The organism is Pseudomonas sp. GXZC, assembly GCF_026967615.1.
Taxonomy (GTDB): Bacteria; Pseudomonadota; Gammaproteobacteria; order Pseudomonadales; family Pseudomonadaceae; genus Aquipseudomonas; species Aquipseudomonas azotoformans_A.
The window spans coordinates 983213-1009102 of the sequence record NZ_CP114115.1 but is presented as its reverse complement, the minus strand read 5'-3'; the positions used below and the strand labels follow the sequence as shown (position 1 = coordinate 1009102).

Sequence of the window (25890 nt, the reverse complement as noted above, 5' to 3'; positions counted from 1 at the left end):
TCAGTTATCGGAGCACAACATGAAACTCACCACCTTGGCGATCGGACTGATTTGCTGCTTCAGCAGTGCGTTAGCCTTTTCTGCTGATCCAATCAACGTCTCCTCTTCTGGAAGCGTCATTGGAGATGACGTGCTGTACAACATCGGCGGGGGTAACGCCGTAACAATGGGTAGCGCCGGTAACATGGACAGCATCTCCGTTGGCGGCGGTTGGAACAACAATCTGGTCTGCGGAAATATGAGTATGAGCAACACCCTGCAGAATCAGTTGAATGGAGCCACTTCTGGATTCCAGAACATCATGAGTTCCGTGGTACAGAACGCCACCAGCGCCGTTGCTTCTCTGCCGGCGTTAATTCTTCAACGTGCAAACCCTGCGCTGTACAACCTCATCACCAACGGCATCTTGCAGGCTCGATTGGACTTTGACCGTTCCAAAGGTACTTGCCGCGCCATTGGAGAAAAAATGGCCGATATCGCCGGCAACCAAATGGGTTGGGGCAAGCTCGCTGAGGGTCAGGCCATGAGCCAGGCGCTGACATCCACCACGGACGCGGTATCTGCTGTGGAGCAAGTCGAAAAGAAAGGTGGCAACGATGGCGTCACTTGGGTTGGGGGGGATAGAGCTGGAGGTTCCGGCCAAAAGCCTATTCGGATCGTGGGGGACGTCACCAAGGCGGGCTACAACCTGCTGAACAAGCGTGCCGCCGGCGACACATCCTCGATCAGCAAAGACAACTGCAACAATGGCATGGTGTGCAACGTTTGGTCATCACCACAAGAGGCCACGGCCTTCGCCACTCGAGTGCTGGGGGAACAGCAACAGCAGACCTGTGACAGTTGCCCTAAAACGGTTACAGCCGCAGGCGTCGGTCTCACGCCGCTGATTCAGGAAACGTACGACACCAAGCTGAAGGCTCTGCAGGAGCTGCTGAGCGGAAGCAAAACCTTGTCGGTAGACAACCTGGAAGCGGCAAGCAGTAACTCCCTGCCCATTACCCGAGGGGTAGTGGCGGCGCTCAAGGACGAGCGTGATCAGGACGTGCTTGCTCGCAGGCTTGCCTCCGAAGTCGCGCTTTCTGATGTCTTGGAGAAAGCCTTGACCCTGCAGCGCACGCTGATGGCGGGCAGTCGCGAGCCGAACGTCGCGGCTAATGATCTCGCCGTTCAGGCAGTCGGTCAGCAGAGCTCCTCGCTGCAGCAGGAAATAGGCAATCTAAAGATGGAGCTGGATATGCGTCAGCAGCTCGCTAAGAACTCGCCTCTCACCATCATCGAGCGCGGTAAAGCGCGAGCAGAAGACTCACGTGGTGTGTCTCCGGGGGCCCCTGAAACGGATCGCCTGAACCAGTTGCAGTCACCCGCGAAGAACAATCAGTGAGAAATAGGCCATGAAAGATTCTCAGGATCCTGTCGCCATACCCGGCCGTTCACAGACTCGACGAGTCGTGCGGTGCATTATGTTGGTTCTAGGCACGTTGCTCTCAGCTACCGCTCTCATGGTACTACTCAGTGCCGTTTTGATGAGCGTGTTCGACAGTGCTGAGCAATGGCAAGCCTGGCGTACCGACCATTACTGGACCCTCGCCACTTGGCGCCTGGTGGTCTATGCCTTCCTTTTCGCGAGCTGGCTCAAGCTCAAAGCGCGATTATCCCAATCTAAACGGGCTGAAGCCCGAAGGGAGCTCAGGAGGTTGGAGGTCTTGATTGTGCTGCTGTTTGTCATGATCGAACTGAGCAAAGCGTTTCTCCCCAGTGGAGGCTTCCAATGACGCTCTACACCAATGACTATCTTGAGTACTACCTCACGCTGGTGGGTTGGATCATCAACAACGGCATCTGGGACATGATTTCTGACACCGGCTTGTTCGCCCTGCCCTTCAGCATCATCGTTATTCGAGAATGGCTGAAGGTGCGGGGTGAAGGGGCTGATGAGGGCAACAAAGGGGTACTTTCACTGGCCCGGATCGAGACCCAGATTTATGTGGGTTACATCGTCGTCGCATTCTTCGCTGTACCAGCCGTCAATGTGAGCTTTGATACCCTGGCATTTGATCAAAGCAGATCTCAGCAGTGTCAATACAACTTACCTAAACCATCCGATACAGGCTGGAACACATCATTCAGTACACTGGCAGGTAAGAGCGCACAAATGCCCATGTGGTGGGCCTTTATGCATGCCCTATCGAAGGGGTTAACAAACGGTGCTGTAGCAGCAATTCCTTGCGGAACCGATTTGCGGCAAGTTCGTATGGATGTGAACAACACCAAAATCAATAACCCATTACTGGCTCAGGAAATCGGTGACTTTACCCATGACTGCTATGGCCCCTCCCGCGCACGACTCTTCATGCGTCAACCTGATCTTGGCGCGAAAGCCGATGATCCAAAGTTCTTGGAGGATCTAAGTTGGATCGGCTCGCACTTCTTGCTTAACACCTCGGGTTACTACGACACCGACTACTCTAAGACACCAAGAGCCTCTTGGCCGTACAACTCAACACGCGATGTGGCCTTACCGCAAGTGAGCGGCGGCGGCGGATACCCAACCTGCAAGCAATGGTGGTCCGATAGCGGAGTGGGGCTGCAAGATCGTATCAAGGCTCAAGTGTCGCCAGACCTGATGACCAGGATGCTCGGCTGGGCCAAGTGGTTGTCACCAGAAGACGTAACCGACTCGCTTGTTCGGCAACTGGTCTCACCGTCTAATCAAGTGAAAGGAGACGTGTATTCGGACTACGGCGGGCAAATCAACGGAACCGTTTGGAACGGCGCCGCCCGGGCTGCTGGGACCCTAGGCGTTGCATTAGGGTCAATGGCCTATTTCCCAGCTATGGACATGGTTCGTCAGGCGTTACCGATGGTGATGGCATTCTTGAAGATGGCCATGGTGATTTGCATACCGCTGGTACTGATTGTCGGCGCCTATCAACTGCAGGTTGCCATGACATTAACGGTTGTGTTTTTTGCACTGATTTTCGTCGACTTCTGGTTTCAACTGGCCAGGTGGATCGACACCACGATCTTGGATGCCTTGTATGGTTCGGGCTCACCGCATTTATCATTTGATCCAGTAATGGGGTTAAACGCCACAACTCAAGACGCGATCTTGAACTTCGTGATGGGGGCGATGTTCATCATCCTCCCAGTATTTTGGGTAGGAGCACTCAGTTGGGCGGGCATAAAAGCGGGTTCAGTTCTAGGCGGATTGCAAACCGGCACTGACGGAGTTCAAAAAGCTGGGGCTCAGGGGGGAGGCCTGGCTAAGCAAGCGGTTGTTGGTGTGGCTGGAACAAAAAACTGAGAAGAATTCGGAATGATTAAGAAAACTACAAATTGTCTTGATCCTTGATCATTCCTCTTCTGCGTCAGTACGAACACCATTCAAGTACTGACCATAGCCATACAGGCCATATCGAAAGCCGTCATCCTGCCCAGGTATTTCATCTTGGCTCATCTTCAAGGAAGAAGAATCTCCTTTAACCAACACAACCAAAACGAGCCCGGCGGTTAGAACAGCCATAAACAAACTTGCAACCCAGTGGAATAAACCAGCTGAAAAAAACACGGCCACTGCGATCAGGGCCAGACGCTTGACCCAACGCAGTGTGCGGTTCTGGCTGAACCAAACGGCGCGCACGATAACACCCAAGGCATAGCCCAAGCGGCTTGCGACTCCCTGAGTGGCGTGTGTGGTCATGATGCTCATCCTCGAATGCCTCAACAACTAGAGGCGCTTTGACATTATTTATAATCCTGATTTTTCTCTGCCGCAAGCCTTTCTGATGCACAACCGCCTCTGCTCCCCGCTCATACGACCAGCTTTTCAACGCAGAAAATGGCCCAAAAGGTAAAAAGGGTCTGCAAGAGCGAATGGAATGGTTCACAAGGGTAAAAGCCCTACCCGAAAGGGCCGCCGTCAGCGGGGAAAAGCAAAAGGCTGCATGGCACGAATACGTCACTCCTGGAGACCATTCATCACCGAAACGGCAAAAGGTGGCAAGTAGCCAAAGAAATACCTGCGACCACTAATGTTACTTTTACCTTGTAGAGCGCACCTCGGATAGGCGAAAAGCCCGCCCCATAAGTCAATTCTGGAGCAAGCGATGTTGTCTATTTTCCGTCGCAAAAAAGCGCTACCCGCCCAAGGCCCCTCTCCAAACGGCTTCTTGCAGCCGGCCTCCAGCCAAACACTGCTGGCATCGCCACGTCGTCAAAAACTGCTGGAGAATATCTGGCAGCGAGCATCGTTATCCCGCTCACAATTTGCAGAACTCTATCGGCTTCCACTTGAGCGCTACGCGGAGTTGGTCCAGCAACTCCCTGCTTCTCAGAACCACCACCATGCACACCCTGGCGGCATGCTGGATCACGGGCTTGAGATCGTCGCCTACGCCCTGAAGATTCGACAGACGTACCTGCTCCCCATAGGCGCGCCACCGGAATCTCAATCCGCTCAGGCCGAAGCATGGACTGCCGCAGCGGCTTATGGAGCTCTGATACACGACCTCGGCAAGATTGCCGTCGACGTGCACATCGAACTGGAGGGAGGTAAAACCTGGCACCCGTGGCATGGCCCGATTAACCGCCCTTACCGCTTTCGCTACGTGAAAGGACGCAACTACCAGCTACATGGCGCCGCTGCCGCACTGATTTACGCCCAGATCCTCACCCCGCAGATTTTGGACTGGCTCAGTGACTTCCGTGAAGTGTGGTCGCAATTGATCTTCATATTGGCCGGGCAGTACGAACACGCCGGCATTCTGGGCGAGATCGTAGTCAAGGCCGACCAGGCGTCCGTAGCGCAGGAGCTCGGCGGCAATCCTGCCCGCGCACTGTCCGCGCCAAAACAGTCCTTGCAGCGGCAATTGGCGGACGGTTTGCGTTATCTGGTACGTGACACATTCAAGCTGAATAAGCCTGATGGACCTGCAGATGGTTGGCTGACGCAAGATGCCTTGTGGCTGGTCAGCAAACCTATCGCCGATCAACTACGCGCCTATTTGCTAACCCAAGGCGTCGAGGGTGTCCCCAGCTCCAATGCGCCGTTCTTCAACATGCTGCAGGATCAGGGGGTTATCCAGACCAATGCCCAGGACAAGGCAGTTTGGAGGGCTACGATCGACAACGGCCGCGGTTGGCGAAACACCTTCACCCTGCTCAAGCTATCCCCTGCGCTGATTTGGAATGACCCAAACGACCGGCCCCCAGCCTATACAGGCACTTTAGAAGTTGAAGCGGGCGATCCGGTAGAAAACTCTCCGGCGAAAAATAACATGACAACACCAGCGGGATTATTGCCTTCAGACATTGAATCTAGCGCGATACCAACCGCTTTGGCACCGCCAGTAGCCCCCCCTTTAGAAGTCTCGCAGCCTCCTTCGAGCAACCCGGCTGAATTTGACGAGCTACTGGCCCTCCTTGGTAATATCAATGAGCCACTAGAAAATAACAAAAACAACCAAGCTTCAGCGGCACTCACCCCCCTCCTTCAATTGGATGATACTCAGGCTTCACTCAGCTCGAATGAAGGGAATGCGACTCTCGCAATTGCTAAAGAAGTAGCTCCGATGCCTAGGAATAACACTGAGTTTGGTAGGGAATTTGTTGAATGGCTCAAAAATGGCATCGCATCCCGCAGCATCATCATAAATGACGCTAAAGCACAAGTTCATACGGTGGCGGGGACCGCTATGTTGGTAACGCCTGGAATATTCAAACGCTATGTTCTGGAGTTTCCTCACATTGAACAGCAGGCTAAAGCACAGCAGATGAATGCTTGGCAGATGGTTCAGCGGAGTTTCGAGAAGCTGAAGCTTCATAAAAAAACTGCGAAACACCTTAATATTTGGACATGCGACGTTGTTGGACCTCGAAAAACTAAGCAGCTCAAGGGGTACTTACTTGTAGACCCGCTCACGATTTTCTCTGAGGCTCCCTTTGACAACGTCAGCCTGTCTCTGAAATCGGAATTATTGGAATCGCCGGAATGATCACGCCTTTGAAGTTAACAGAGGAGTATATATTTGCCCACGATCTTCGCGATGCTAGTGCGAAGATCTATCGTGCATCGACCAAAGCACTAATTAAGCATTTTCGAACAACCCCGATTGAGGAGATTGATCATCGTGCAGTACTAAAATGGAGAAAGAAGATTCTTGAGAATGGATTATCCAAACGAAGCTGGAACACCTACTCGAATCATCTTCGTACTGTTTGGGGCTATGCCATAGAGCACGGCCTGACGACCCACACCACGATCAATCCATTCAGAAAAACCAGCGTAATTCCACCAAAGCGAGCCAGCAAGACAATCAATGGAGAAGCCATACAACAAGCACGTAACTGGCTCACATCTCTTGTTGGGCAAGAGCGCTGCACTCAAGAGCGTAGCCCAATAACTCCTGCCTGGTTCTGGCTCGCAGTTTTCGAGATGTTTTATTACACCGGTATTCGATTGAATGCCTTGCTATGCCTACGCTACAAGGATATTGACTGGGACAGTCAAATGATCCTAGTGCGCGGCGAAACAGAAAAAACCCACCGAGAGTTTTTTCTCCCCATCATGGAGGGGCTCGCGCCGCACCTTTGCAGAGTACTAGGAGAAGCAGAGAAGATAGGTTTTTCACCTAACGATCAGCTATTTAACGTCAACCGATTCTCCCGGCACTATCAGGGCAAGGAAATGAACATCGACCAGGTCGAGTCGATGTACCGCAAGCTCACCGATAAAGTGCGGGTGCGGATGACTCCTCACCGCTTTAGGCACACCCTCGCAACAGACTTGATGAAACAACCAGAGAGAAATATCCATCTCACGAAGAGTCTGCTGAACCACTCAAATATTGCAACGACGATGAATTACATCGAAGTCGACTATGGCCACATGCGTACGGTTCTGCACGAGAGAAGCCTGGCTCAGGGTGCTTTAAGCCGTGTTAGACGAGTTGACCCAAGCGGCACAACTCCGACTTCAACCACTACGTTACCACCCGCTCAAACTAGACTGCCATCGCCAGAAAGCGCCCATCCGAAACCTAAGAAGTTGCAGCCGCCACAACACCGGCCTATCGCAGAGTTCAATAGTGATAGGCCTAGCAGATCAACAGGTGCGAGCATACTGCAGAGAGCTCTCGAATTTGCATCTGCGCAACTACATCGCGACTCTGTGACATCAGCCACGGATGGACAGACAGATCAATTAGATCAGAATCTAATGTTAACGCTAATGGCTAGCGGCCTTGGCGTCGGCAGATTCAGGAAAAGCACCTCAACTGAGCGATCGATGGGAATCACATCGTTCTCCCGAGCATCTCCGTAGATAGACGCCTAAGTCAAAGCATCCGGCAACAGCGAGCTCTGGTTAAGCGGAGGCTTTCGCGTGCCTGGTAATAAATTTTCTGAGGAGACCGACCTGGATAAGCAGACCCGATGTATCTATCTGATTCACAAACAAAAAAAAGGCGCCATAAAGGCGCCTTTTTTCACTGAATATGGTCGGGGTAGGGGGATTCGAACTCCCGACATCCTGCTCCCAAAGCAGGCGCGCTACCGGACTGCGCTATACCCCGGAATGCGCACCGAAAAAACGATGCACATTGACATCATGACGAACCGAAACTACTGTTCGCCTCAGACGGCTGCATGTCTACGGCAATATCTAAGTGCTGCAACACTTTCCAAGACCGTAAAACCGCCTCGATCAGAGCTGCAAACTCTGATCCTAAGATTTGATTCCAGCGCTAACTGGTCTCAAAAATGGTGGGTCGTGTGGGATTCGAACCTACGACCAATTGGTTAAAAGCCAACTGCTCTACCAACTGAGCTAACGACCCAAATATGGTCGGGGTAGGGGGATTCGAACTCCCGACATCCTGCTCCCAAAGCAGGCGCGCTACCGGACTGCGCTATACCCCGATATTGAAATTGGCTCCGTGACCAGGACTCGAACCTGGGACCCAATGATTAACAGTCATTTGCTCTACCGACTGAGCTATCACGGAACTACATATTTCAAAGTACTACGTTGTTGCTGACTACCTTCTCTTCGACTTGTCCGTATCGCTACGTTCATGTCTCTGAGGCGCGCTATTCTACAATCTTAAAAACCCCTGTCAACCCTTTAAATTGCTTTTAAGACAATGATTTGCGCTTGTTTCTGATTTCTTCTTGGGGAGAAGAAACCCGTGGGCTGACGTTGCTGCGGGGCGCACTTTACAAGCCTTTGCCTTACAGTTCAACGCCCTATCGAAAAAAAGGCCCCGCAATGCGGGGCCTTCTCTTATTACCCAACAGACTGGGATCAGTGGAAGACGATTTCGTCGTTTTCCACAGTCGCCTCGACGCTGGTGCCAGGCATGAAGCTGCCGGACAGGATCAGCTGGGCCAGCGGGTTCTCGATCCAGCGCTGAATCGCACGCTTCAAAGGCCGTGCGCCATACACCGGGTCGTAACCGACTGCGATCAGCTTGTCCAACGCCTCGCTGCTCAATACCAGGTCCAGCTCGCGCTCTGCCAGGCGGCTACGCAGGCGGCCCAACTGGATCTCAGTGATGCCCGCGATCTGATCCCGTGCCAGAGGCTCGAAGATCACCACTTCGTCGACCCGGTTGATGAACTCCGGACGGAAGTGACTGGTCAGCGCATCCATCACCGCAGCGCGCTGGCCTTCACGATCACCCACCAACTCCTGGATCTGTGCCGAGCCCAGGTTGGAGGTCATCACGATCACCGTGTTGCGGAAGTCCACGGTACGCCCGTGGCTGTCCGTCAGACGGCCATCTTCCAGCACTTGCAGCAGGATGTTGAACACATCCGGGTGCGCCTTCTCGACCTCATCCAGCAAGATCACCGAGTAAGGCTTACGCCGCACGGCTTCGGTCAGGTAACCGCCCTCTTCGTAGCCCACATAGCCTGGTGGTGCGCCGATCAAGCGAGCCACCGAGTGTTTCTCCATGAATTCGGACATATCGATCCGCACCATGGCCTCTTCAGTATCAAAGAGGAACTCGGCCAAGGCCTTGCACAGCTCGGTCTTACCCACGCCGGTCGGGCCGAGGAACATGAACGAGCCGCTCGGACGGTTCGGGTCGGACAACCCGGCCCGCGAACGCCGTACCGCGTTGGACACCGCCACCACAGCCTCTTCCTGGCCGATCACGCGCTGGTGCAACAGGCTTTCCATCTTCAGCAGCTTGTCGCGCTCGCCTTCGAGCATTTTCGACACGGGAATGCCGGTCCACTTCGAGACGACTTCGGCGATTTCTTCCTCGGTCACCTTGCTGCGCAGCAACTGGTTCTCAGGCTTGCCGTGCTGGTCGACCATCTGCAGGCTGCGCTCCAGGTCCGGGATCACCCCGTACTGCAACTCGGCCATGCGGTTCAGGTCACCTTTACGGCGCGCGGCTTCCAGCTCCTGGCGGGACTGCTCGATCTTTTGCTGGATCTGCGCAGAACCTTGCACTTCGGCTTTTTCCGAAGTCCAGATTTCTTCCAGGTCCGAATACTCACGTTCCAGACGGACGATTTCTTCCTGAAGTTTTTCCAGGCGTTTCTTCGCCGCGTCGTCTTCTTCCTTCTTCAGGGCCTGGGATTCAACTTTCAGTTGAATCAGGCGCCGATCCAAGCGATCGAGCACTTCCGGCTTGGAATCGATCTCCATGCGGATGCGGCTGGCCGCTTCGTCTATCAGGTCGATGGCCTTGTCGGGCAACTGACGGTCAGTGATATAGCGATGGCTCAATTTGGCCGCCGCAATGATCGCGCCGTCGGTGATCGCCACCTTATGGTGGACCTCATAACGCTCTTTCAGGCCACGCAGGATCGCGATGGTGTCCTCTTCGCTCGGTTCTTCCACCAGTACTTTCTGGAAGCGACGCTCAAGGGCCGCGTCCTTTTCAATGTACTGGCGATATTCGTTGAGCGTCGTGGCACCGACGCAGTGCAACTCGCCCCGCGCCAAGGCCGGCTTGAGCATGTTGCCCGCATCCATGGAGCCTTCGCCTTTACCGGCGCCGACCATGGTGTGCAGTTCGTCGATAAACAGAATGATCTGCCCTTCCTGCTTCGACAGTTCATTGAGCAGGGATTTCAGGCGCTCTTCGAACTCGCCACGGAACTTGGCACCGGCAATCAGCGACCCCATGTCCAGGGACAGCAGGCGCTTGCCTTTGAGGCCGTCCGGCACTTCACCATTGATGATGCGCTGGGCCAGGCCCTCGGCGATCGCGGTTTTACCCACGCCAGGCTCACCGATCAGCACCGGGTTGTTCTTGGTGCGACGTTGCAGGACCTGGATGGTGCGACGGATTTCATCGTCACGGCCGATCACCGGGTCAAGCTTGCCTTCTTCGGCGCGCTTGGTCAGGTCGACGGTGTATTTATCCAGGGCTTGGCGCGACTCCTCATGGTTGGGGTCGTTCACCGCGTCGCCGCCGCGCAGGTTGTTGATGGCGTTTTCCAGGGCTTTCTTGCTCACGCCCTGGCCCAGCAGCAACTTGCCGAGCTTGCTGTTCTCGTCCATGGCGGCGAGCAGCACCAGTTCGCTGGAGATGAACTGGTCACCCTTCTGCTGGGCCAGACGGTCTGCCTGGTTAAGCAGGCGCGCCAAGTCCTGGGACATATTCACGTCGCCAGTCGGGTTTTGGATTTTCGGCAGTTGGTCGAGCTCTTTGCTCAACTCCTTGCGCAGGCTGTTGACGTCGAAGCCCACCTGCATCAGCAAGGGCTTGATAGAACCACCTTGCTGTTCCAGGAGCGCCTGCATCAAGTGTGCAGGCTCGATGGCTGGGTGGTCGAGGCCCACCGCCAGGGATTGAGAGTCAGATAACGCCAACTGCAATTTGCTGGTTAAACGATCTATACGCATTAGTCACCTTCCTTTTGAGCAGGCCGGAGCTATAAAACATTCCTGAATGAAGAAACCTGCCAGATACCCTTATAGATGGGGTGGATTCTGGGAGTTTCAAGCTTCGGACAGTTGACGCAGATCAGAGGAGTCTAGCGTTCCAGCCAGATAAGGGAGGCAAACCGACCGGTGCGTGGGCTACGGCGGTAAGAAAAGAAGCGCGGGTCGGTCACGGTGCAGAATCCGCCACCATAAACAGCAGTGACACCGCGTGCAGCCAGGCGCAAACGGGCCAGCTGATAGATGTCGGCCATGAACTTGCCGGGATTGCGGCTAGGCACAAAGGCTTCGGCAGTGATCGGCTGTTGCTGCATGAAGGCTTCACGCACTTCCGGGCCGACTTCAAAGGCTTGCGGACCAATCGCCGGGCCGAGCCAGACCAGCACTTCACCGGGTTCGACATCCAGGCTTTCGAATGCTGCTTCCAACACGCCCGCCGCCAGGCCACGCCAACCAGCATGGGCTGCGGCGACGCGAGTGCCAGCACGGTTGCAGAACAGTGCGGGCAGGCAATCGGCAGTCATTGAGGTGCAAGCGATGCCAGGGGTGCTGGTCCAACTGCCATCGGCTTCAGCGGTGCGGCCTGGGTCAGCTTCGACCACGGTCACACCATGAACCTGACGCAGCCAGGCCGGCTGGATATCAAAGGCATCACTTAAACGACGGCGATTCTCAAGGACAGCCTCCAGGCTGTCCTCGACATGATCGCCCAGGTTTAGGCTGTCGAACGGCGTCAGGCTGACGCCGCCCGCACGGGTGGTGACGCAGGCTTTCACCTGAGCCGGCGCAGGCCAGTCAGGAATCAGCCAGTCACTCATCCGATAAACGCCTCGCGATCCTGCTTGAGCAGCGACAACAACCAGACCAGATCGTCCGGCAGAGGCGATTCCCAGCTCATCCGCTTACCGCTCGTCGGATGGTCCAGTTCCAGGAAGCGCGCATGCAGTGCCTGGCGCGGGAAGGTTTTCAACGATTCAACCATGGTCTGGCTGGCCGCAGGCGGAATACGGAAACGACCGCCGTAGGCCGGATCTCCGACCAACGGGAAGTTGATGTGCGCCATGTGCACGCGAATCTGGTGCGTACGACCGGTTTCCAGCTTGACCCGCACGTGGGTGTGGGAACGGAAACGCTCCAGCACCCGGTAGTGGCTGACGGCCTGCTTGCCGCCTTCCATCACCGCCATACGTTGGCGCTGCTGGCCGTGGCGACCGATGGGAGCGTTGATCTTGCCACCCGCCACCACCACGCCGATCACGATGCACTCGTAGATCCGGCTGACGCTGCGGCTTTGCAATTGTGTGACCAACTGCGTCTGCGCCTGAATGGTCTTGGCCACCACCATCAAGCCGGTGGTGTCCTTGTCCAGACGGTGCACGATGCCGCAGCGCGGGACATTGATGATGTCCGGCACGTGGTGCAGCAGGGCATTGAGCAAGGTGCCATCAGCGTGCCCGGCTGCAGGGTGAACCACCAGGCCTGCGGGTTTGTTGATGACCAGGATGTCGTCGTCTTCATAGACGATATCCAGCTCGATGTCCTGGGCGACCCATTCTCCCTGGGCTTCCTGCTCGGCAGTCAGCTCAAGAATCGCACCGCCATGGACTATGTCTCGCGGGCGGATAACCGCTCCATCCACAGTCAGGCGGCCGTCTTTGATCCAGGCGGAAAGGCGCGAGCGCGAGTGCTCAGCGAATAATTGTGCGGCGACTTGATCGAGGCGTTGGCCGCCCAATTCGGACGGCACCTCTGCGCGAAGTTCAATTTTATCGGACATGCTCAGACTAGGCGTGGCACAGCCTTTGGTTTCGGCTGCGCGCTTGTGGTTAAATACGGCGTCTTTTGCCCCGAGGCTTTCAACGGGGCGCTCATCATAACAGGACGGCCCCGCCCAAGACAGCGGCCGTCATAGGGACGCAAGCCGCCATGCAAGTGAAACACCTGCTGCTGATCGCCATCCTCGCCATGACTGCTGCTTGCTCGTCAACAAAGGAAGTCGTCGACGAAAACCTGAGCGAAGTCGAGTTGTACCAACTGGCTCAGAAAGACTTGGACAATAATAGCTTCACCAGCGCCACAGCGAAGCTGAAGGCACTGGAGTCGCGCTATCCGTTCGGGCGCTACGCCGACCAGGCCCAGCTCGAGCTGATCTACGCCAACTACAAGAACGCCGAGCCGGAAGCTGCCAAGTCCGCCGCCGAGCGTTTCATCCGCCTGCATCCGCAGCACCCGAACGTTGACTACGCCTACTACATGAAGGGCCTGACCTCGTTCGACCAGGACGTCGGCCTGCTGGCGCGCTTCCTGCCGCTGGACATGACCAAGCGTGACCCGGGCGCTGCCCGCGACTCCTACAACGAGTTCGCCCAGCTGACCAGCCGCTACCCCAACAGCCGCTACGCGCCAGACGCCAAGCAGCGCATGATCTACCTGCGCAACCTGCTGGCTTCCTACGAGATCCACGTGGCCCACTACTACCTGACCCGTCAGGCTTATGTAGCCGCCGCCAACCGTGGTCGTTATGTCGTAGAGAACTTCCAGGAAACCCCTTCCGTGGGTGACGGCCTGGCCGTGATGACCGAGGCTTACCAGCGTCTGCACCTGGACGAGTTGGCCAGCACCAGCCTGGAAACCCTGAAGCTCAACTACCCGGATCACCCAAGCCTGAAAGACGGCCAGTTCGTGCCTCAGGTTGCTGAAGCCGACAACCGTTCGTGGCTGAGCAAGTACACCCTGGGCCTGATCGAGTCCCGTCCACCGCTGCCGCCGGGCGAAACCCGCGCCAACCAGGACGTGATCAAGCAGTACCAGGACGCCAAGGACGCTATTCCTTCGGAGCTCAAGCCGCATGACGAGAACGGCGACGTGATCAAAGAAGAAGAGCCTGAGGCCCTGGGCAACAACCAGGATCGTTCGTGGTTCAGCTACATGACTTTCGGTGTGTTTGACTGATAGCACCCGGTGTCATCAAGAAGGAGCCTTTCGAGGCTCCTTTTTTGTGGGTGATATTTATTGCGCTGTGCGCCTGGCACGTCCTTGGCTAAACTGGCGCATTCCTTGTCGAGAAACTGCCCATCATGCTTCGTCTATTGTTCTGGATTGCCGTCATTGCCGCCGCAGTATGGTTCTGGCGCAAATTCAAAAGCCCGGCCGCCAAGCAGCATCGCGCCAGTGAGCCTGACGCAGCCCTGATGGTGCGCTGCGCCCACTGCGGCGTGCACCTGCCACAGGATCGTGCCTTGAGCTCGCGCCAGGAGTGGTATTGCACCCAGGCGCATCTGGAGCAAGGACCGAAGTCTATCCAGCGTTGATCCGACCTTCTGGCGCATAAGGCGCGGGGTCGATGATCGGCGTACGCGCCAGCAGCAGGTCGGTAAACAACTGGCAGGACGCCGGCGCCAGCACCAGGCCATTGCGGTAATGCCCGCAGTTGAGCCACAAGCCGCTGAAGCCCGGCACTGGGCCGATGTAAGGAATGCCTTCCGGCGAACCGGGGCGCAATCCGGCCCAGTGCCCAACCACCTCGGCGCCTGCCAGGGCGGGAATCAACTCCACCGCGGATGCCTTGAGGCTTTGCAGCGCCGTTTCGGTGGGGGTCTTGTCGAAACCTTCATGCTCCAGGGTACTGCCGATCAAGATGTGCCCGTCACGCCGCGGGATCGCATAACGGCCCTTGGCCAGGACCATGCTCGACAGGAAGTCCGAGGCGCATTTGTACAGGATCATCTGGCCCTTGACCGGCTCGACCGGCAGCGACAGGCCCAACGTACCCAGCAGTTCACCACTCCAGGCGCCAGCCGCCAGTACGACCTGATCGCCGAAGATCGGCCCATTGGCGGTGTTCACCCCCACGACATTGCCCGCATCCAGAACAAACCCAGTCACTTCAGATTGTTCGTGAACGGTCACGCCGGGCAACGCCAGCAGCGCCGCCTTGAGGGATTTGACCAGGCGCGGGTTGCGCACATTGGCGACGTCAGCCATGTAGACCGCGCTGGAGTACCCGCCGCCCAGCACCGGAACGGCATCATGGGCAGCCGAGACATCCACCTTGCTCAAGGGGCGACCTTCCCGCGCAGCCCAGGCCAGGGCTTCGGCTTCGTCGTCCAGGTCCAGCCAGTACAGGCCGGTGGTATGCACCTCCGGATCAACCCCCGTCTGGGCGAACAGGCGCTGCGCCAGCTGTGGATAAAAGTCCTGGGACCAATGCGCGAGTGCAGTGACAGCCGGGCTGTAGCGCCACGGATACAGCGGCGAGACAATACCGCCGCCCGCCCAGGAGGACTCCTGCCCCAACCCCGCGCGCTCCAGCAGCACCACGGCTTGCCCTTGGGTCGCCAGGTTGAACGCCGTCAACAAGCCGATGACCCCGCCACCGACAATCACTACCTGCTGTTGCTCTGCCATCATTTGATCCAGCCGATAAATAGGAATACGCGCACCTGGCGCCCAGTCGTCCAGCATCCTCATCATTGCCCCCAGCACAGCTTGCGCGACATGTCCGGAGCGGCGCCCGGATTGGTCCGCGCGCCTGCGCTGGTCAGGCTGAAGTCGCCGCAAAGGTCGCCGGTCATCACCGAGCCGGCGCCAGGCGAAGCCACCAACTGGAAATCCTGAGGGTTCAATGCAGCGGTGATTCTATAGCGATCATTGCCCTCGCTGACGCCGCCTGCATCAATAAAAGTGCCCCTCCTCGTATAAAACCGCTCCAGGTGCTGAGCCTGGTCAGTCAATAACGCGACGATTTCCGCGCGATAGACCTTTTTCATATGGCTGGTGTAGCCGGGGTAAGCAATCCCGGCCAGCACTGCAATGATCACCACGGCGATCATTAACTCGATCAGGGTAAAGCCCTGGCTGTCCATGCCCATTTCAACGCTCCTTATTGAAGTTGCCGCCAGGCCACCCGCTGAAAACGCGAGCCGCCCTCCTCTTCTACCCGCGCATAGACGCTCTCCAGCACCGTGCGCAATTGGCCGCTTAATCCGACGGCCGTCACTCGATATACGTCGGCCACGGTTTGTGGTGGTACATGCGCCAGCCCCACCGCAGGTCCCAGGGATTGAATGCCGTACAGACCTCCGCTCAGCGCTACCCAAGTGACACCCGAGACAGGGTCCAGCCCAGCCCCAACTACCGAATAGGCGGCGGCCGGCGGTGCACAGGTGACAATCGACCGGCACGGCAGCAGTGTCGCAAATGACCGCTGCACGCTCGACTCTCCGCGTCGCAAGCCGCTCTCGGCGCTTTGCAGTGACTGATTGCGGTGCCAGAGGCTAGCGGTGATCTTTTGCTGGGTGACCGCGCCTTGCATGGATGACAGACCGATCAGCGACAACAGCAGCAACAACACCAGGCTGATCAGCAGCACCATGCCGGCCTGCCGCAGGCGAATAGGTTCTTTAAGCTTCATGGCGGCGCTACCCCAGACGGTTTCGCAGCGCCGCCACGACGCTGTAGGTTTGATCCTTCACGCGTCCGGCGGGATCTTGCAACGTCATCAGGATGCGCACGCTGCGTATCAAGCCCAGGTCCGCCGGGCTCGCGTCGTAACGCGCCACCTCCGTCGACGAGGGCTTGGCAGCCACGCCAAAGCTGATATCGAAAGCCTGCACGTTATCCACCAATACGGCCTTGGCGGGGGCTGCAGGCGTGCTGACTTTCAATTGACCGGCTTCGAAGGTGTAGGTGATCTGGCGCAGCGCAAAGCGGATTTGTCCGGGGGCAGGCGCAGGAGAACTATCTGCGTAGGCCTGGGCGGTGCCCGTGCAGTCGGACAATACGGTCCAGTCAGCCTTGCCATTCTCGTTACCAACATCTGCCGTGACTAGCGTCAGCGACTTTGCCCCCGCCCCAACGCTCCAACTGACAGGCTGATCAAAGGCCGACGGGACATTGTCGATAAACGCCGTGCCCAAACAGCCAAACATGCCCGCCTGGCGAATATCCTGGGTTATCTTGCCCAGCACGAACCGTGCGTCATCCTGCAGCAACATGGCCGCCTGCTGGCTGGCGTGGGTGGCTCTGGAACCGATCAGCACCTGAGTCCCCCCCAACACCAATACCAAGCCCGTGGCCAACGCCAGCAGCAATTCCACCAGGCTGAATCCCCCAGCACGACGCCTCATTGCGCCCCCCTCGATTCATCGCTGACGCGACTGGTCAGGGTGAATGTTTCCCGAGCCCCCGGCCTGTTTGTGCCCCGGCTATCGTCCCAACTGATGCTGACCGTCACCTCACCCGCACTGACAGACACAGAGCCTTTGGCAGTCGCCCCGGCAAAGCCGAGGATATTGGCCTCGAAGTCATGCAAGTCCAGGTCGCGCACGCTGGCAGACGCACTGCTGGCCGGCGCACGTTCGGCCCGGCCCCAGGAGTAGTCGACAGCGGAATTGGCGCGGATTCGGTCAAGCATGTCGTAGGCAATGAAACTGGCCTGGCTGGTCATTCGGGAACTGTCTGTGTACTTGAGCGCATTGAGCTGGATCACCGCCGCGCCCAGCAGGCCAATGGCGAGAACCAGCACGGCAACCAGCACCTCGATCAGCGTCATGCCGATTTGGTGTCGAGAAAAATCCTGAGGAAAACCGCTGTTGGGGCAGGCAAGCATTACCGTCGTCATCCGTGTCGAGGTCCGAAAAAAGCAGAAGAAATCTGCTGTGCGGCCCAAGACTAGCGCCGGTTTTTCGCTCGCGCTGCTCCCGGAACAAAGGGAAATACTTTGGACATGAAGGCCATCATTCGGCGTAACGCACGGGGCGCTATACCTAGGATTGCACCTGAATCCAAGGAGGGACGATACATGCGCCAACAAGGTTTCACCCTGATTGAACTGCTGCTCGGGCTGATCGTGAGCGGCATCCTGGCCAGCCTGGCAACCCCGAATTTCAAGGGATTGCTGGAATCACAGCAGCGACACAGCGCGGCACAGTCCTTGACCGCTGGCCTGCGTTACGCGCGCTCTGAAGCCATCGCCCGTAACCAGCCGGTGGTCATTCATGCACGGGAAGACGACTGGAGCCAGGGCTGGCGGGTCATTGTGGATGTGAGCGGACGTGGCTACCTGGATGACGACAACCCCGTGCTGCAGGAGCATCAGGATAACGGTCGTGTGCCAATAGTCGGCAATGGGCCGGTCAAGAGCCAGGTGCGCTTCAGCGGCTTGGGCGAACCGGTGTTTTCAGGGGGAGGTTTTCGCGCGGGCACCGTGCATGTTTGCACCCCGGACCAGGCGCAGAGCCTGTATCAGGTCGTACTGGCGCCCAGCGGACGCATAAGCCTGCGCAGCGAGCGTGCCGAGCAGGCGTTGTGCCGGAGTGACTCCGGCACACAGGCACTCAGAGCAGCGAGCGAACCCGCAGTTCCTTGGGCATAGAGAAGGTGATGTTCTCTTCGCGTCCAGCCAGTTCGTCGGCACCGGTGGCACCCCAGGCATGCAGTTGCTGGATAACGCCGCGCACCAGCACTTCCGGGGCCGAAGCGCCCGCCGTGATACCGATACGCTCGACGCCATCGAACCAGCTGCGCTGCATGTCTTCGGCGCCGTCGATCAGGTACGCCGGAGTTGCCATACGTTCCGCCAACTCACGCAAGCGGTTGGAGTTTGAGCTGTTAGGGCTGCCGACAACCAAAACCACATCGCATTCATCGGCCAGTTGCTTGACCGCGTCCTGTCGGTTTTGAGTGGCATAGCAGATGTCATCCTTGCGTGGCCCACCAATGGCCGGGAAGCGGCTGCGCAGCGCGTCGATCACGCGGCTGGTGTCGTCCATCGACAAGGTGGTCTGGGTCACGAATGCCAGGCGCTCGGGGTTGTGTACCTGCAGGTTGGCGACGTCTTTTTCGTCCTCCACCAGGTAAATCGCCCCGCCATTGCTGGCGTCGTACTGGCCCATGGTGCCTTCGACTTCCGGGTGGCCGGCATGACCGATCAGGATGCACTCTCGACCGTCACGGCTATAGCGCGCGACTTCGATATGCACCTTGGTCACCAGCGGGCAGGTGGCATCAAAGACTTTGAGGCCACGGCCTGCCGCTTCGGTACGCACAGCCTGGGAAACACCGTGGGCGCTGAAGATGACAATGACGTCGTCCGGCACCTGGTCCAGCTCTTCGACAAAGATGGCGCCACGCGCGCGCAAGTCTTCGACCACGAATTTGTTGTGGACGACTTCATGGCGCACGTAAATCGGCGGCCCGAAGACTTCCAGGGCGCGGTTGACGATTTCGATCGCCCGGTCCACGCCGGCGCAGAAGCCACGGGGGTTGGCGAGTTTGATTTGCATGCTGTGCCTCGTGTCTTGCCCTGTAGGAGCGAGCTTCTTGTGGCGAGGGAGCTTACTCCCGCTGGGCTGCACAGCAGCCCCAAAACAGTCCAGACATATCTCTATGATCAGTTTGGGAGCGCTACGCACTCCAGCGGGAGCAAGCTCCCTCGCCACAACAAGCCCCGTCCCACAATGGCCGGAATCTTCTGTTAGATCGCTTTAACGTCGATGATTTCAACATCAAAGGTCAAGGTTTTACCGGCCAACGGGTGGTTGAAGTCGATGGTCACTTGCGCGTCATCGAAGGTTTTCACCACGCCGGGCAGTTCGGTATTCGCCGCATCATTGAAGATCACCAACAGGCCTTCCGACAGGTCCATGTCCTGGAACTGCGAACGCGGGATGATCTGCACGTTTTGCGGGTTGGGCTGGCCAAAGGCGTTTTCCGGCAGGATCTGCAGGGTGCGCTTGTCGCCGGCCTTGAAGCCGAACAGGGCCGCTTCGAAACCCGGCAGCAGGTTGCCATCGCCGACCTTGAAGGTGGCCGGGGCTTTGTCGAACGTGCTGTCGACCGTGTCGCCATTCTCCAGGCGCAGTGCGAAATGCAAAGTGACTTCCGTGTTCTGGCCGATGCGTTGCTCAGCCAATACCTGATCAGTCATTGACGGTCTCTCCGGTTTTCTTGCTTTTGAACATGTCCAACGCCAGCATGATTGCACCGACGGTGATGGCGCTGTCGGCAAAGTTGAACGCCGGGAAGTACCAGCGGTTCTGCCAATGCACCAGGATAAAGTCGATCACATGGCCAAGGGCGATGCGGTCGTACAGGTTGCCCAGCGCGCCGCCCAACACCAGGGCCAAGGCGACAGCCAGCCAGGTGTCATCGCGACCAAGACGCTTGAGCCACACCACCAGCACCGCACTGACCACCACGGCGATCAGGGCGAACAGCCAGCGCTGCCAGCCACCGCCATCAGCCAAAAAGCTGAAAGCGGCGCCGGTGTTGTAGGCCAGGGTCCAGCTGAAGTAATCCGGGATCACCACGATCTGCTGGAACATCTGCAGGGAGCCTTCGAAATGAGCCTTGCTGACCTGGTCGATGACCAGGACCAGCAGACTCAGTACGAGCCAGCCCAGACGTCCGAAACGGCTGGCATCAGGCATAGTGGCGAACCTCACCAGCACCCGAGATGTTGTCGACGCAGCGACCACAGATTTCCGGATGCTCAGGGTTCACGCCGACGTCTTCACGGCAGTGCCAGCAACGGGCGCACTTAGGGAAGGCCGATTTGACCACTTTGAGCTTGAGGCCCGGCACTTCGGTGGCGACCGCGTCCGCCGGGGCCTGGGCGAATGGCGCCAGGCTCGCGGTAGAGGTGATCAGCACGAAGCGCAGTTCGTTGCTCAGCTTGGCCAGGTCGGCGGTCAAGCCGTCCTCGGCGAACAGGGTGACTTCGGCTTGCAGGTTGCCACCGACGGCCTTGGCCGCACGCTGCACTTCCAGCTCCTTGTTCACCGCAACCTTCACGGCCATCACGCCTTCCCAGTACTCGCGGCCCAGTTCGAAGTCGGCCGGCAATTCGGTCAGGCCTTCGTACCAGGTGTTGAGCATCACGGACTCGTTACGCTCGCCCGGCAGGTATTCCCACAGTTCGTCGGCGGTGAAGGCCAGGATCGGCGCGATCCAGCGCACCAGCGCTTCGGAGATGTGATACAGCGCGGTCTGCGCCGAGCGGCGCGCCTTGCTGTTGGCGCCGGTGGTGTACTGGCGGTCCTTGATGATGTCGAGGTAGAAACCACCCAGCTCCTGCACGCAGAAGTTGTGAATCTTCGAGTACACGTTCCAGAAGCGGTATTCGCCGTAGTTTTCCTGCAACTCGCGTTGCAGCAACAAGGTACGGTCCACGGCCCAACGGTCGAGGGCAAGCATGTCCTCGGCCGGCAGGATGTCGGTGGCCGGGTTGAAACCGGTCAGGTTCGACAGCAGGAAGCGTGCGGTATTACGGATGCGGCGGTAGGCATCGGCGCTGCGGGCCAGGATCTGGTCCGATACGGCGATTTCGCCCGAATAGTCGGTCGACGCAACCCACAGGCGCATGATGTCGGCGCCCAGGGTGTCGTTGATCTTTTTCGGCTCGATCACGTTCTTCAGCGACTTGGACATCTTGCGGCCCGTCTCGTCGACGGTGAAGCCGTGGGTCAGCAATTCGCGGTACGGCGCGTGGTTGTCGATGGCGCAACCGGTCAGCAACGACGAGTGGAACCAGCCACGGTGTTGGTCGGAGCCTTCCAGGTACAGGTCGGCACGCGGGCCGGTCTCGTGACCCATCGGGTGCGAACCACGCAGCACGTGCCAGTGGGTAGTACCCGAGTCAAACCACACGTCGAGGGTGTCGCTGATCTTGTCGTACTGCGGCGCTTCATCGCCCAGCAGTTCGGCGGCGTCCAGCTTGAACCAGGCTTCGATGCCTTCCTGTTCAACGCGCTGGGCCACTTCTTCCATCAGTTCGACAGTACGTGGGTGCAGCTCGCCGCTTTCCTTGTTCAGGAAGAACGGGATCGGCACGCCCCAGTTACGCTGACGGGAGATGCACCAGTCCGGACGGTTGGCGATCATCGAGTGCAGGCGCGCCTGGCCCCAGGCCGGGACGAACTTGGTGTCCTCGATGGCTTTGAGCGAGCGCACACGCAGGGTGTCGCCGCTGGTAGGCTCTTTGTCCATGCCGATAAACCACTGTGCGGTGGCGCGGTAGATCAGCGGGGTCTTGTGGCGCCAGCAGTGCATGTAGCTGTGCTGGATGGTGGCGGTTTGCATAAGCGCACCGACTTCACGCAGCTTTTCGATGATCGGCTGATCGGCCTTGAAGATGAACTGACCGCCGAAGAACTCCAGCGACGGCACGTACACGCCGTTGCTTTGCACCGGGTTGATGATGTCGTCGTTGACCAGGCCGTACTTCTTGCAGATCACAAAGTCGTCTACGCCATAGGCAGGCGAGCAGTGAACGATACCGGTGCCCGAACCCAGCTCAACGTAGTCAGCCAGGTACACCGGCGACAGGCGGTCATAGAACGGGTGGCGGAAGTTGATCAGCTCCAGCGCGCTGCCGGTGGTGGTCGCGATGACCGAACCTTGCAGCTCGTAGCGCGCCAGGCAGGCCTCGACCATTTCCTCGGCCAGCACCAGCAGGCGATCACCGACGTCCACCAGGGCATAGGTGAACTCCGGGTGCACGTTCAGCGCCTGGTTGGCCGGGATGGTCCACGGGGTGGTGGTCCAGATCACGATGGCGGCCGGCTTGGCCAGGGAAGAGAGGCCAAAGGCCTCGGCCAGCTTGGCGTCGTCGGCGATCGGGAAGGCCACGTCGATGGTCGAGGACTTCTTGTCTTCGTACTCGACTTCCGCTTCAGCCAGGGCCGAACCGCAGTCGAAGCACCAGTTCACAGGCTTGAGGCCCTTGAACACGAAACCGCCCTTGACGATCTCGGCCAAGGCACGGATTTCCCCGGCCTCGTTCTTGAAGTTCATGGTCTTGTAGGGGTTGTCCCACTCGCCCAGCACGCCCAGGCGGATGAACTCGGACTTCTGCCCTTCGATCTGCTCAGTGGCGTAGGCACGGCACAGTTCGCGGGTTTTATCCGCGCCCAGGTTCTTGCCGTAGGTCACTTCGACTTTGTGTTCGATCGGCAGGCCGTGGCAGTCCCAACCCGGCACGTACGGCGCGTCGAAGCCCGACAGGGTTTTCGAGCGCAGGATCATGTCCTTGAGAATCTTGTTCAGCGCATGACCGATGTGAATCGTGCCATTGGCATAAGGAGGGCCGTCGTGCAGGACGAATTTCGGACGATCCTTGCCAATTTCGCGCAACTTTCCGTACAGGCCAATACTGTCCCAGCGCTGCAGGATCTGCGGTTCGCGCTGTGGCAGGCCGGCCTTCATTGGGAAGGCGGTGTCCGGAAGGTTTAGCGTGGCTTTATAGTCGGTCATTTAAGGCTCTTCGGTTAGCGATGGGCGCTAGGTGCGGCTAGTGCACGGGCGGCGGCGACATCCGCATTGATCGCCGTTTTCAACGCCTCAAGGGAGGCGAAACGCTGCTCTTCACGCAGCTTCTGGTGGAAAACCACCGTCAAACGCCGGTCATACAGATCACCGGCAAAATCCAGCAGGTGTACTTCCAGGTGGGCCTTGCCATCACCTGCAACCGTGGGCCTGACGCCTATGTTGGCGACTCCGGGCCACGATTGGCCGTCGATGTCGACGCTCACCAGGTAGACCCCGGTCAGCGGCACACGACGGCGCTTGAGTTGCACGTTGGCGGTCGGCGTGCCCAATTGGCGCGCCAGCTTCTGGCCGTGCAAGACCCGCCCGGCAATGCGGAACGGGCGACCGAGCAAACGCTCGGCCAAGGCGAAGTCGGCAGCGGCCAGGGCGTTACGCACCTGGGTACTGCTCACGCGCAGGCCGTCCAGTTCGACGGTTTGCGCGGCTTCGACGGTAAAACCCTGGTTGACGCCCGCGTGTTGCAGGAAATCGAAATCCCCGACACGGTCGCAACCGAAGCGGAAATCGTCACCGACCTCCAAATGCTGCACGCCCAGGCCATCGACCAAGATACGGTCGACGAACTCGGCAGCGCTCAGGCTTTGCAAACGCTGGTTGAAGGCCAGGCAGAGGACACGGTCCACGCCCTCTTCAGCCAGCAATTGCAGCTTGTCCCGCAGGCGGGCCAGGCGGGCTGGCGCGGTTTCGGGGGTGAAGTATTCCCGCGGCTGTGGCTCGAAAATCACCACGCAGCTGGGCACGCCCAACTCGACCGCGCGTTCGCGCAGCCGAGCCAGGATAGCCTGGTGGCCACGGTGAACACCGTCAAAGTTGCCAATAGTGGCGACGCAGCCCCGATGCTCGGGGCGCAGGTTGTGGAGACCTCGAACCAGCTGCATAACGCGCTTCTTGCTCATAAAGTGGTCGATTATAACCACACCCGGCCCCGGACGACAGGCAACAGCACAGGCCAAATGGATCGAATCGATAAAACAACGGTTTTATCGCGGCAAACTCTCTAACCCAGGGACTTGCGATTGAAATCCCGCAGGCGGAAGCCCTGCAGCAGCAACATCCCGAAGTACACCACCACGCCCGCGACGACCAACACGCCAAGACGCATGAAGCGCTCCAGCATTTGGCCTTCATCCCACGCCGGCATGAAGTGCATCAGGCCCAACAGCACGGCCGACATCATGGCCACCGCCACCAGCAACTTGAGGGCAAACAGGCCCCAGCCTGGCTGCGGCTGGAACATCTGCTGCTTACGCAATTGGTAAAACAACAGCCCGGCGTTGATGCACGCACCCGCACTGATCGCCAGGGCCAGGCCGGCGTGGGCCAGCGGGCCGATAAACACCAGGTTGAGCAGTTGCGTGACGATCAGCGTGAATATCGCGATTTTCACCGGCGTACGGATGTTCTGCTGGGCATAGAAGCCGGGAGCCAGCACTTTGATCACGATAATGCCAAGCAGGCCGACGGAATAGGCGACCAGCGCGTGCTGGGTCATCAAGGCGTCATGGGCATCGAACTGGCCGTATTGAAACAGCGACACGGTCAACGGCTCGGCCAGGATCCCCAGCGCCAGGGCACATGGCAGCACCAATACAAAGCACAGGCGCAGGCCCCAGTCCAGAATGCGTGAATACTCCTGGCGATCCTTGCTGGCGTAGGTGCGCGCCAGGGTCGGCAGCAGAATCGTGCCCAACGCCACGCCCAGCACGCCGGACGGCAACTCCATCAGACGGTCGGCGTAGTACATCCACGACACCGAGCCGGACACCAGCAGCGAGGCAAACGCCGTATTGATGATCAGGGAAATCTGGCTGACCGATACGCCGAGGATCGCCGGCAGCATATTGCGCATCACGCGCCATACGCCGGTGTCCTTGAGGTTCAGGCGCGGCAGTACAAGCATGCCGATCTTTTTCAGGTGCGGCAGTTGGTAGAGCAATTGCGCCAGGCCGCCGGCCAGTACGGCCCAGCCCAGGGCCATCACCGGGGGATCGAAGTAAGGCGTGAGGAACAGCGCGAAGATGATCATGCTGACGTTCAGCAGGGTCGGCACGAAGGCCGGCACCGAGAAACGGTTCCAAGTGTTGAGGATCGCACCGGCCAAGGAAGACAGGGAGATCAGCAATATATAAGGAAAGGTCACCCGCAGCAGGTCGGTGGTCAGCGCAAATTTTTCCGGTGTATTGGCAAAACCGGGCGCCGTGGCCCAGATCACCCAGGGCGCGGCGAGCATGCCGAGGATGGTCACCAGCATCAAAACAAGGGTCAACAGGCCTGAGACGTAGGCAATAAAGGTGCGGGTGGCTTCTTCGCCCTGCTGGGTCTTGTATTCGGCCAGGATCGGCACGAAGGCCTGGGAAAACGCGCCTTCGGCAAAGATCCGCCGCAGCAGGTTGGGCAGTTTAAAAGCAATAAAGAAGGCATCCGTGGCCATGCTGGCGCCGAAAATACGCGCCAGCAGCGTGTCGCGCACAAACCCCAGAACCCGGGAGATCATCGTGATAGAGCTGACGGCGGCCAACGATTTGAGCAGATTCATTGAAAGAGTTTGCGCCTTTAGATAAAGAGCAGGCGAACAACGCGCCTACTTATGCGATACTGCGCGCCTGCAACAGCACAGAGCCAAAGCTCGCGAGTTTACAGGTCAAGCGCCGGAA

23 protein-coding genes and 4 tRNA genes are annotated in these 25890 nt (G+C 58.3%); 8 read left to right on the top strand and 19 right to left on the bottom strand.

Translation table 11 applies throughout. The features are described from left to right. Positions 1 to 19 precede the first annotated feature (19 nt). From OZ428_RS04695 to OZ428_RS04685, 3 genes are all read left to right on the top strand, one after another. The gene (locus OZ428_RS04695) at positions 20 to 1381 is read left to right on the top strand and encodes an integrating conjugative element protein (protein ID WP_133074782.1); all 1362 of its coding nucleotides are present in this window, start codon (positions 20 to 22) and stop codon (positions 1379 to 1381) included. A 142-nt stretch (positions 1382 to 1523) separates the two neighbouring features. Then, positions 1524 to 1772 carry a hypothetical protein gene (locus tag OZ428_RS04690; protein WP_269132823.1) on the top strand — a complete coding sequence of 83 codons (249 nt, stop codon included), beginning with the start codon at positions 1524 to 1526 and terminating at the stop codon, positions 1770 to 1772. Next, positions 1769 to 3304, top strand: coding sequence for a conjugal transfer protein TraG N-terminal domain-containing protein (locus OZ428_RS04685; RefSeq protein WP_133074784.1), 1536 nt, complete (start codon positions 1769 to 1771; stop codon positions 3302 to 3304). Before OZ428_RS04690 ends, OZ428_RS04685 begins: the two co-directional genes overlap by 4 nt. Before the next feature lie 48 nt (positions 3305 to 3352). Here the strand turns inward: OZ428_RS04685 and OZ428_RS04680 are convergent, their stop codons facing one another. Then, complete coding sequence (locus OZ428_RS04680; protein WP_133074785.1) at positions 3353 to 3700, bottom strand: hypothetical protein; 348 nt, start codon at positions 3698 to 3700, stop codon at positions 3353 to 3355. Positions 3701 to 4106: 406 nt separating this feature from the next. Between OZ428_RS04680 and mobH the strand changes: the two genes are divergently transcribed. Both mobH and OZ428_RS04670 read left to right on the top strand, forming a co-directional pair. Beyond that, complete coding sequence (gene mobH, locus OZ428_RS04675; protein ID WP_133074786.1) at positions 4107 to 5993, top strand: MobH family relaxase; 1887 nt, start codon at positions 4107 to 4109, stop codon at positions 5991 to 5993. Next, entirely contained in the window at positions 5993 to 7321 is a 1329-nt protein-coding gene (locus tag OZ428_RS04670; RefSeq protein WP_269134156.1) for a site-specific integrase, read from the top strand. The genes mobH and OZ428_RS04670 overlap by 1 nt, the downstream gene beginning before the upstream one ends. A gap of 173 nt (positions 7322 to 7494) precedes the next feature. Here the strand turns inward: OZ428_RS04670 and OZ428_RS04665 are convergent. The 7 genes from OZ428_RS04665 to rluD all read right to left on the bottom strand — a co-directional run bounded on the left by OZ428_RS04665 (position 7495) and on the right by rluD (position 12683). Then, positions 7495 to 7571, bottom strand: a tRNA-Pro gene (locus OZ428_RS04665). 188 nt (positions 7572 to 7759) lie between these two features. After that, positions 7760 to 7835: transfer RNA gene (locus OZ428_RS04660), tRNA-Lys, on the bottom strand. Between the two features lie 5 nt (positions 7836 to 7840). Next, positions 7841 to 7917, bottom strand: a tRNA-Pro gene (locus tag OZ428_RS04655). A 10-nt stretch (positions 7918 to 7927) separates the two neighbouring features. Further along, positions 7928 to 8003: transfer RNA gene (locus OZ428_RS04650), tRNA-Asn, on the bottom strand. 299 nt (positions 8004 to 8302) lie between these two features. Continuing rightward, the gene (gene clpB, locus OZ428_RS04645; protein WP_033897004.1) at positions 8303 to 10867 is read right to left on the bottom strand and encodes an ATP-dependent chaperone ClpB; all 2565 of its coding nucleotides are present in this window, start codon (positions 10865 to 10867) and stop codon (positions 8303 to 8305) included. A 131-nt stretch (positions 10868 to 10998) separates the two neighbouring features. Next, positions 10999 to 11724, bottom strand: coding sequence for a peptidoglycan editing factor PgeF (gene pgeF, locus OZ428_RS04640; RefSeq protein WP_269132822.1), 726 nt, complete (start codon positions 11722 to 11724; stop codon positions 10999 to 11001). Beyond that, positions 11721 to 12683: a 23S rRNA pseudouridine(1911/1915/1917) synthase RluD gene (gene rluD, locus OZ428_RS04635; RefSeq protein ID WP_016976299.1), complete on the bottom strand. Its 963-nt coding sequence runs from the start codon at positions 12681 to 12683 to the stop codon at positions 11721 to 11723. Before rluD ends, pgeF begins: the two co-directional genes overlap by 4 nt. Positions 12684 to 12832: 149 nt before the next feature. On the opposite strand from rluD, the gene OZ428_RS04630 reads away from it, so the two are divergent. Both OZ428_RS04630 and OZ428_RS04625 read left to right on the top strand, forming a co-directional pair. After that, positions 12833 to 13858 carry an outer membrane protein assembly factor BamD gene (locus OZ428_RS04630; RefSeq protein WP_061435280.1) on the top strand — a complete coding sequence of 342 codons (1026 nt, stop codon included), beginning with the start codon at positions 12833 to 12835 and terminating at the stop codon, positions 13856 to 13858. A 125-nt stretch (positions 13859 to 13983) separates the two neighbouring features. Beyond that, a complete protein-coding gene (locus OZ428_RS04625) occupies positions 13984 to 14217 on the top strand; it encodes a PP0621 family protein (RefSeq protein ID WP_033896999.1) in 234 nt (77 codons plus the stop codon). On the opposite strand, the gene thiO is transcribed toward OZ428_RS04625, so the two are convergent. The 5 genes from thiO to pilV all read right to left on the bottom strand — a co-directional run bounded on the left by thiO (position 14204) and on the right by pilV (position 17516). After that, entirely contained in the window at positions 14204 to 15313 is a 1110-nt protein-coding gene (gene thiO / locus OZ428_RS04620) for a glycine oxidase ThiO (protein WP_038846856.1), read from the bottom strand. The two genes, OZ428_RS04625 and thiO, sit on opposite strands and share 14 nt — an antisense overlap. Before the next feature lie 62 nt (positions 15314 to 15375). Beyond that, positions 15376 to 15777, bottom strand: a complete 402-nt coding sequence (locus tag OZ428_RS04615) for a type IV pilin protein (protein ID WP_133074789.1) — start codon at positions 15775 to 15777, stop codon at positions 15376 to 15378. 11 nt (positions 15778 to 15788) lie between these two features. Continuing rightward, complete coding sequence (locus tag OZ428_RS04610) at positions 15789 to 16319, bottom strand: pilus assembly PilX family protein (RefSeq protein ID WP_269132821.1); 531 nt, start codon at positions 16317 to 16319, stop codon at positions 15789 to 15791. A 7-nt stretch (positions 16320 to 16326) separates the two neighbouring features. Beyond that, a complete protein-coding gene (locus tag OZ428_RS04605; protein WP_133074791.1) occupies positions 16327 to 17034 on the bottom strand; it encodes a PilW family protein in 708 nt (235 codons plus the stop codon). Beyond that, on the bottom strand, positions 17031 to 17516 hold the full coding sequence (gene pilV, locus OZ428_RS04600; RefSeq protein WP_269132820.1) for a type IV pilus modification protein PilV: 486 nt from the start codon (positions 17514 to 17516) through the stop codon (positions 17031 to 17033). The genes OZ428_RS04605 and pilV overlap by 4 nt, the downstream gene beginning before the upstream one ends. A gap of 192 nt (positions 17517 to 17708) precedes the next feature. On the opposite strand from pilV, the gene OZ428_RS04595 reads away from it, so the two are divergent. Continuing rightward, positions 17709 to 18281, top strand: coding sequence for a GspH/FimT family pseudopilin (locus tag OZ428_RS04595; RefSeq protein WP_269132819.1), 573 nt, complete (start codon positions 17709 to 17711; stop codon positions 18279 to 18281). On the opposite strand, the gene ispH is transcribed toward OZ428_RS04595, so the two are convergent. The 6 genes from ispH to murJ all read right to left on the bottom strand — a co-directional run bounded on the left by ispH (position 18244) and on the right by murJ (position 25772). Further along, on the bottom strand, positions 18244 to 19191 hold the full coding sequence (ispH, locus tag OZ428_RS04590; protein WP_025856583.1) for a 4-hydroxy-3-methylbut-2-enyl diphosphate reductase: 948 nt from the start codon (positions 19189 to 19191) through the stop codon (positions 18244 to 18246). The two genes, OZ428_RS04595 and ispH, sit on opposite strands and share 38 nt — an antisense overlap. A 191-nt stretch (positions 19192 to 19382) precedes the next feature. Beyond that, positions 19383 to 19820: an FKBP-type peptidyl-prolyl cis-trans isomerase gene (fkpB, locus tag OZ428_RS04585; protein WP_173390393.1), complete on the bottom strand. Its 438-nt coding sequence runs from the start codon at positions 19818 to 19820 to the stop codon at positions 19383 to 19385. Between the two features lie 7 nt (positions 19821 to 19827). Next, a complete protein-coding gene (gene lspA, locus OZ428_RS04580; RefSeq protein ID WP_016976310.1) occupies positions 19828 to 20337 on the bottom strand; it encodes a signal peptidase II in 510 nt (169 codons plus the stop codon). Next, positions 20330 to 23161, bottom strand: coding sequence for an isoleucine--tRNA ligase (gene ileS, locus OZ428_RS04575; protein ID WP_269132818.1), 2832 nt, complete (start codon positions 23159 to 23161; stop codon positions 20330 to 20332). Before ileS ends, lspA begins: the two co-directional genes overlap by 8 nt. 14 nt (positions 23162 to 23175) lie before the next feature. Next, on the bottom strand, positions 23176 to 24114 hold the full coding sequence (ribF, locus tag OZ428_RS04570; protein WP_010213269.1) for a bifunctional riboflavin kinase/FAD synthetase: 939 nt from the start codon (positions 24112 to 24114) through the stop codon (positions 23176 to 23178). A 119-nt stretch (positions 24115 to 24233) separates the two neighbouring features. Beyond that, positions 24234 to 25772, bottom strand: coding sequence for a murein biosynthesis integral membrane protein MurJ (gene murJ / locus OZ428_RS04565; RefSeq protein ID WP_269132817.1), 1539 nt, complete (start codon positions 25770 to 25772; stop codon positions 24234 to 24236). Positions 25773 to 25890 lie beyond the last annotated feature (118 nt).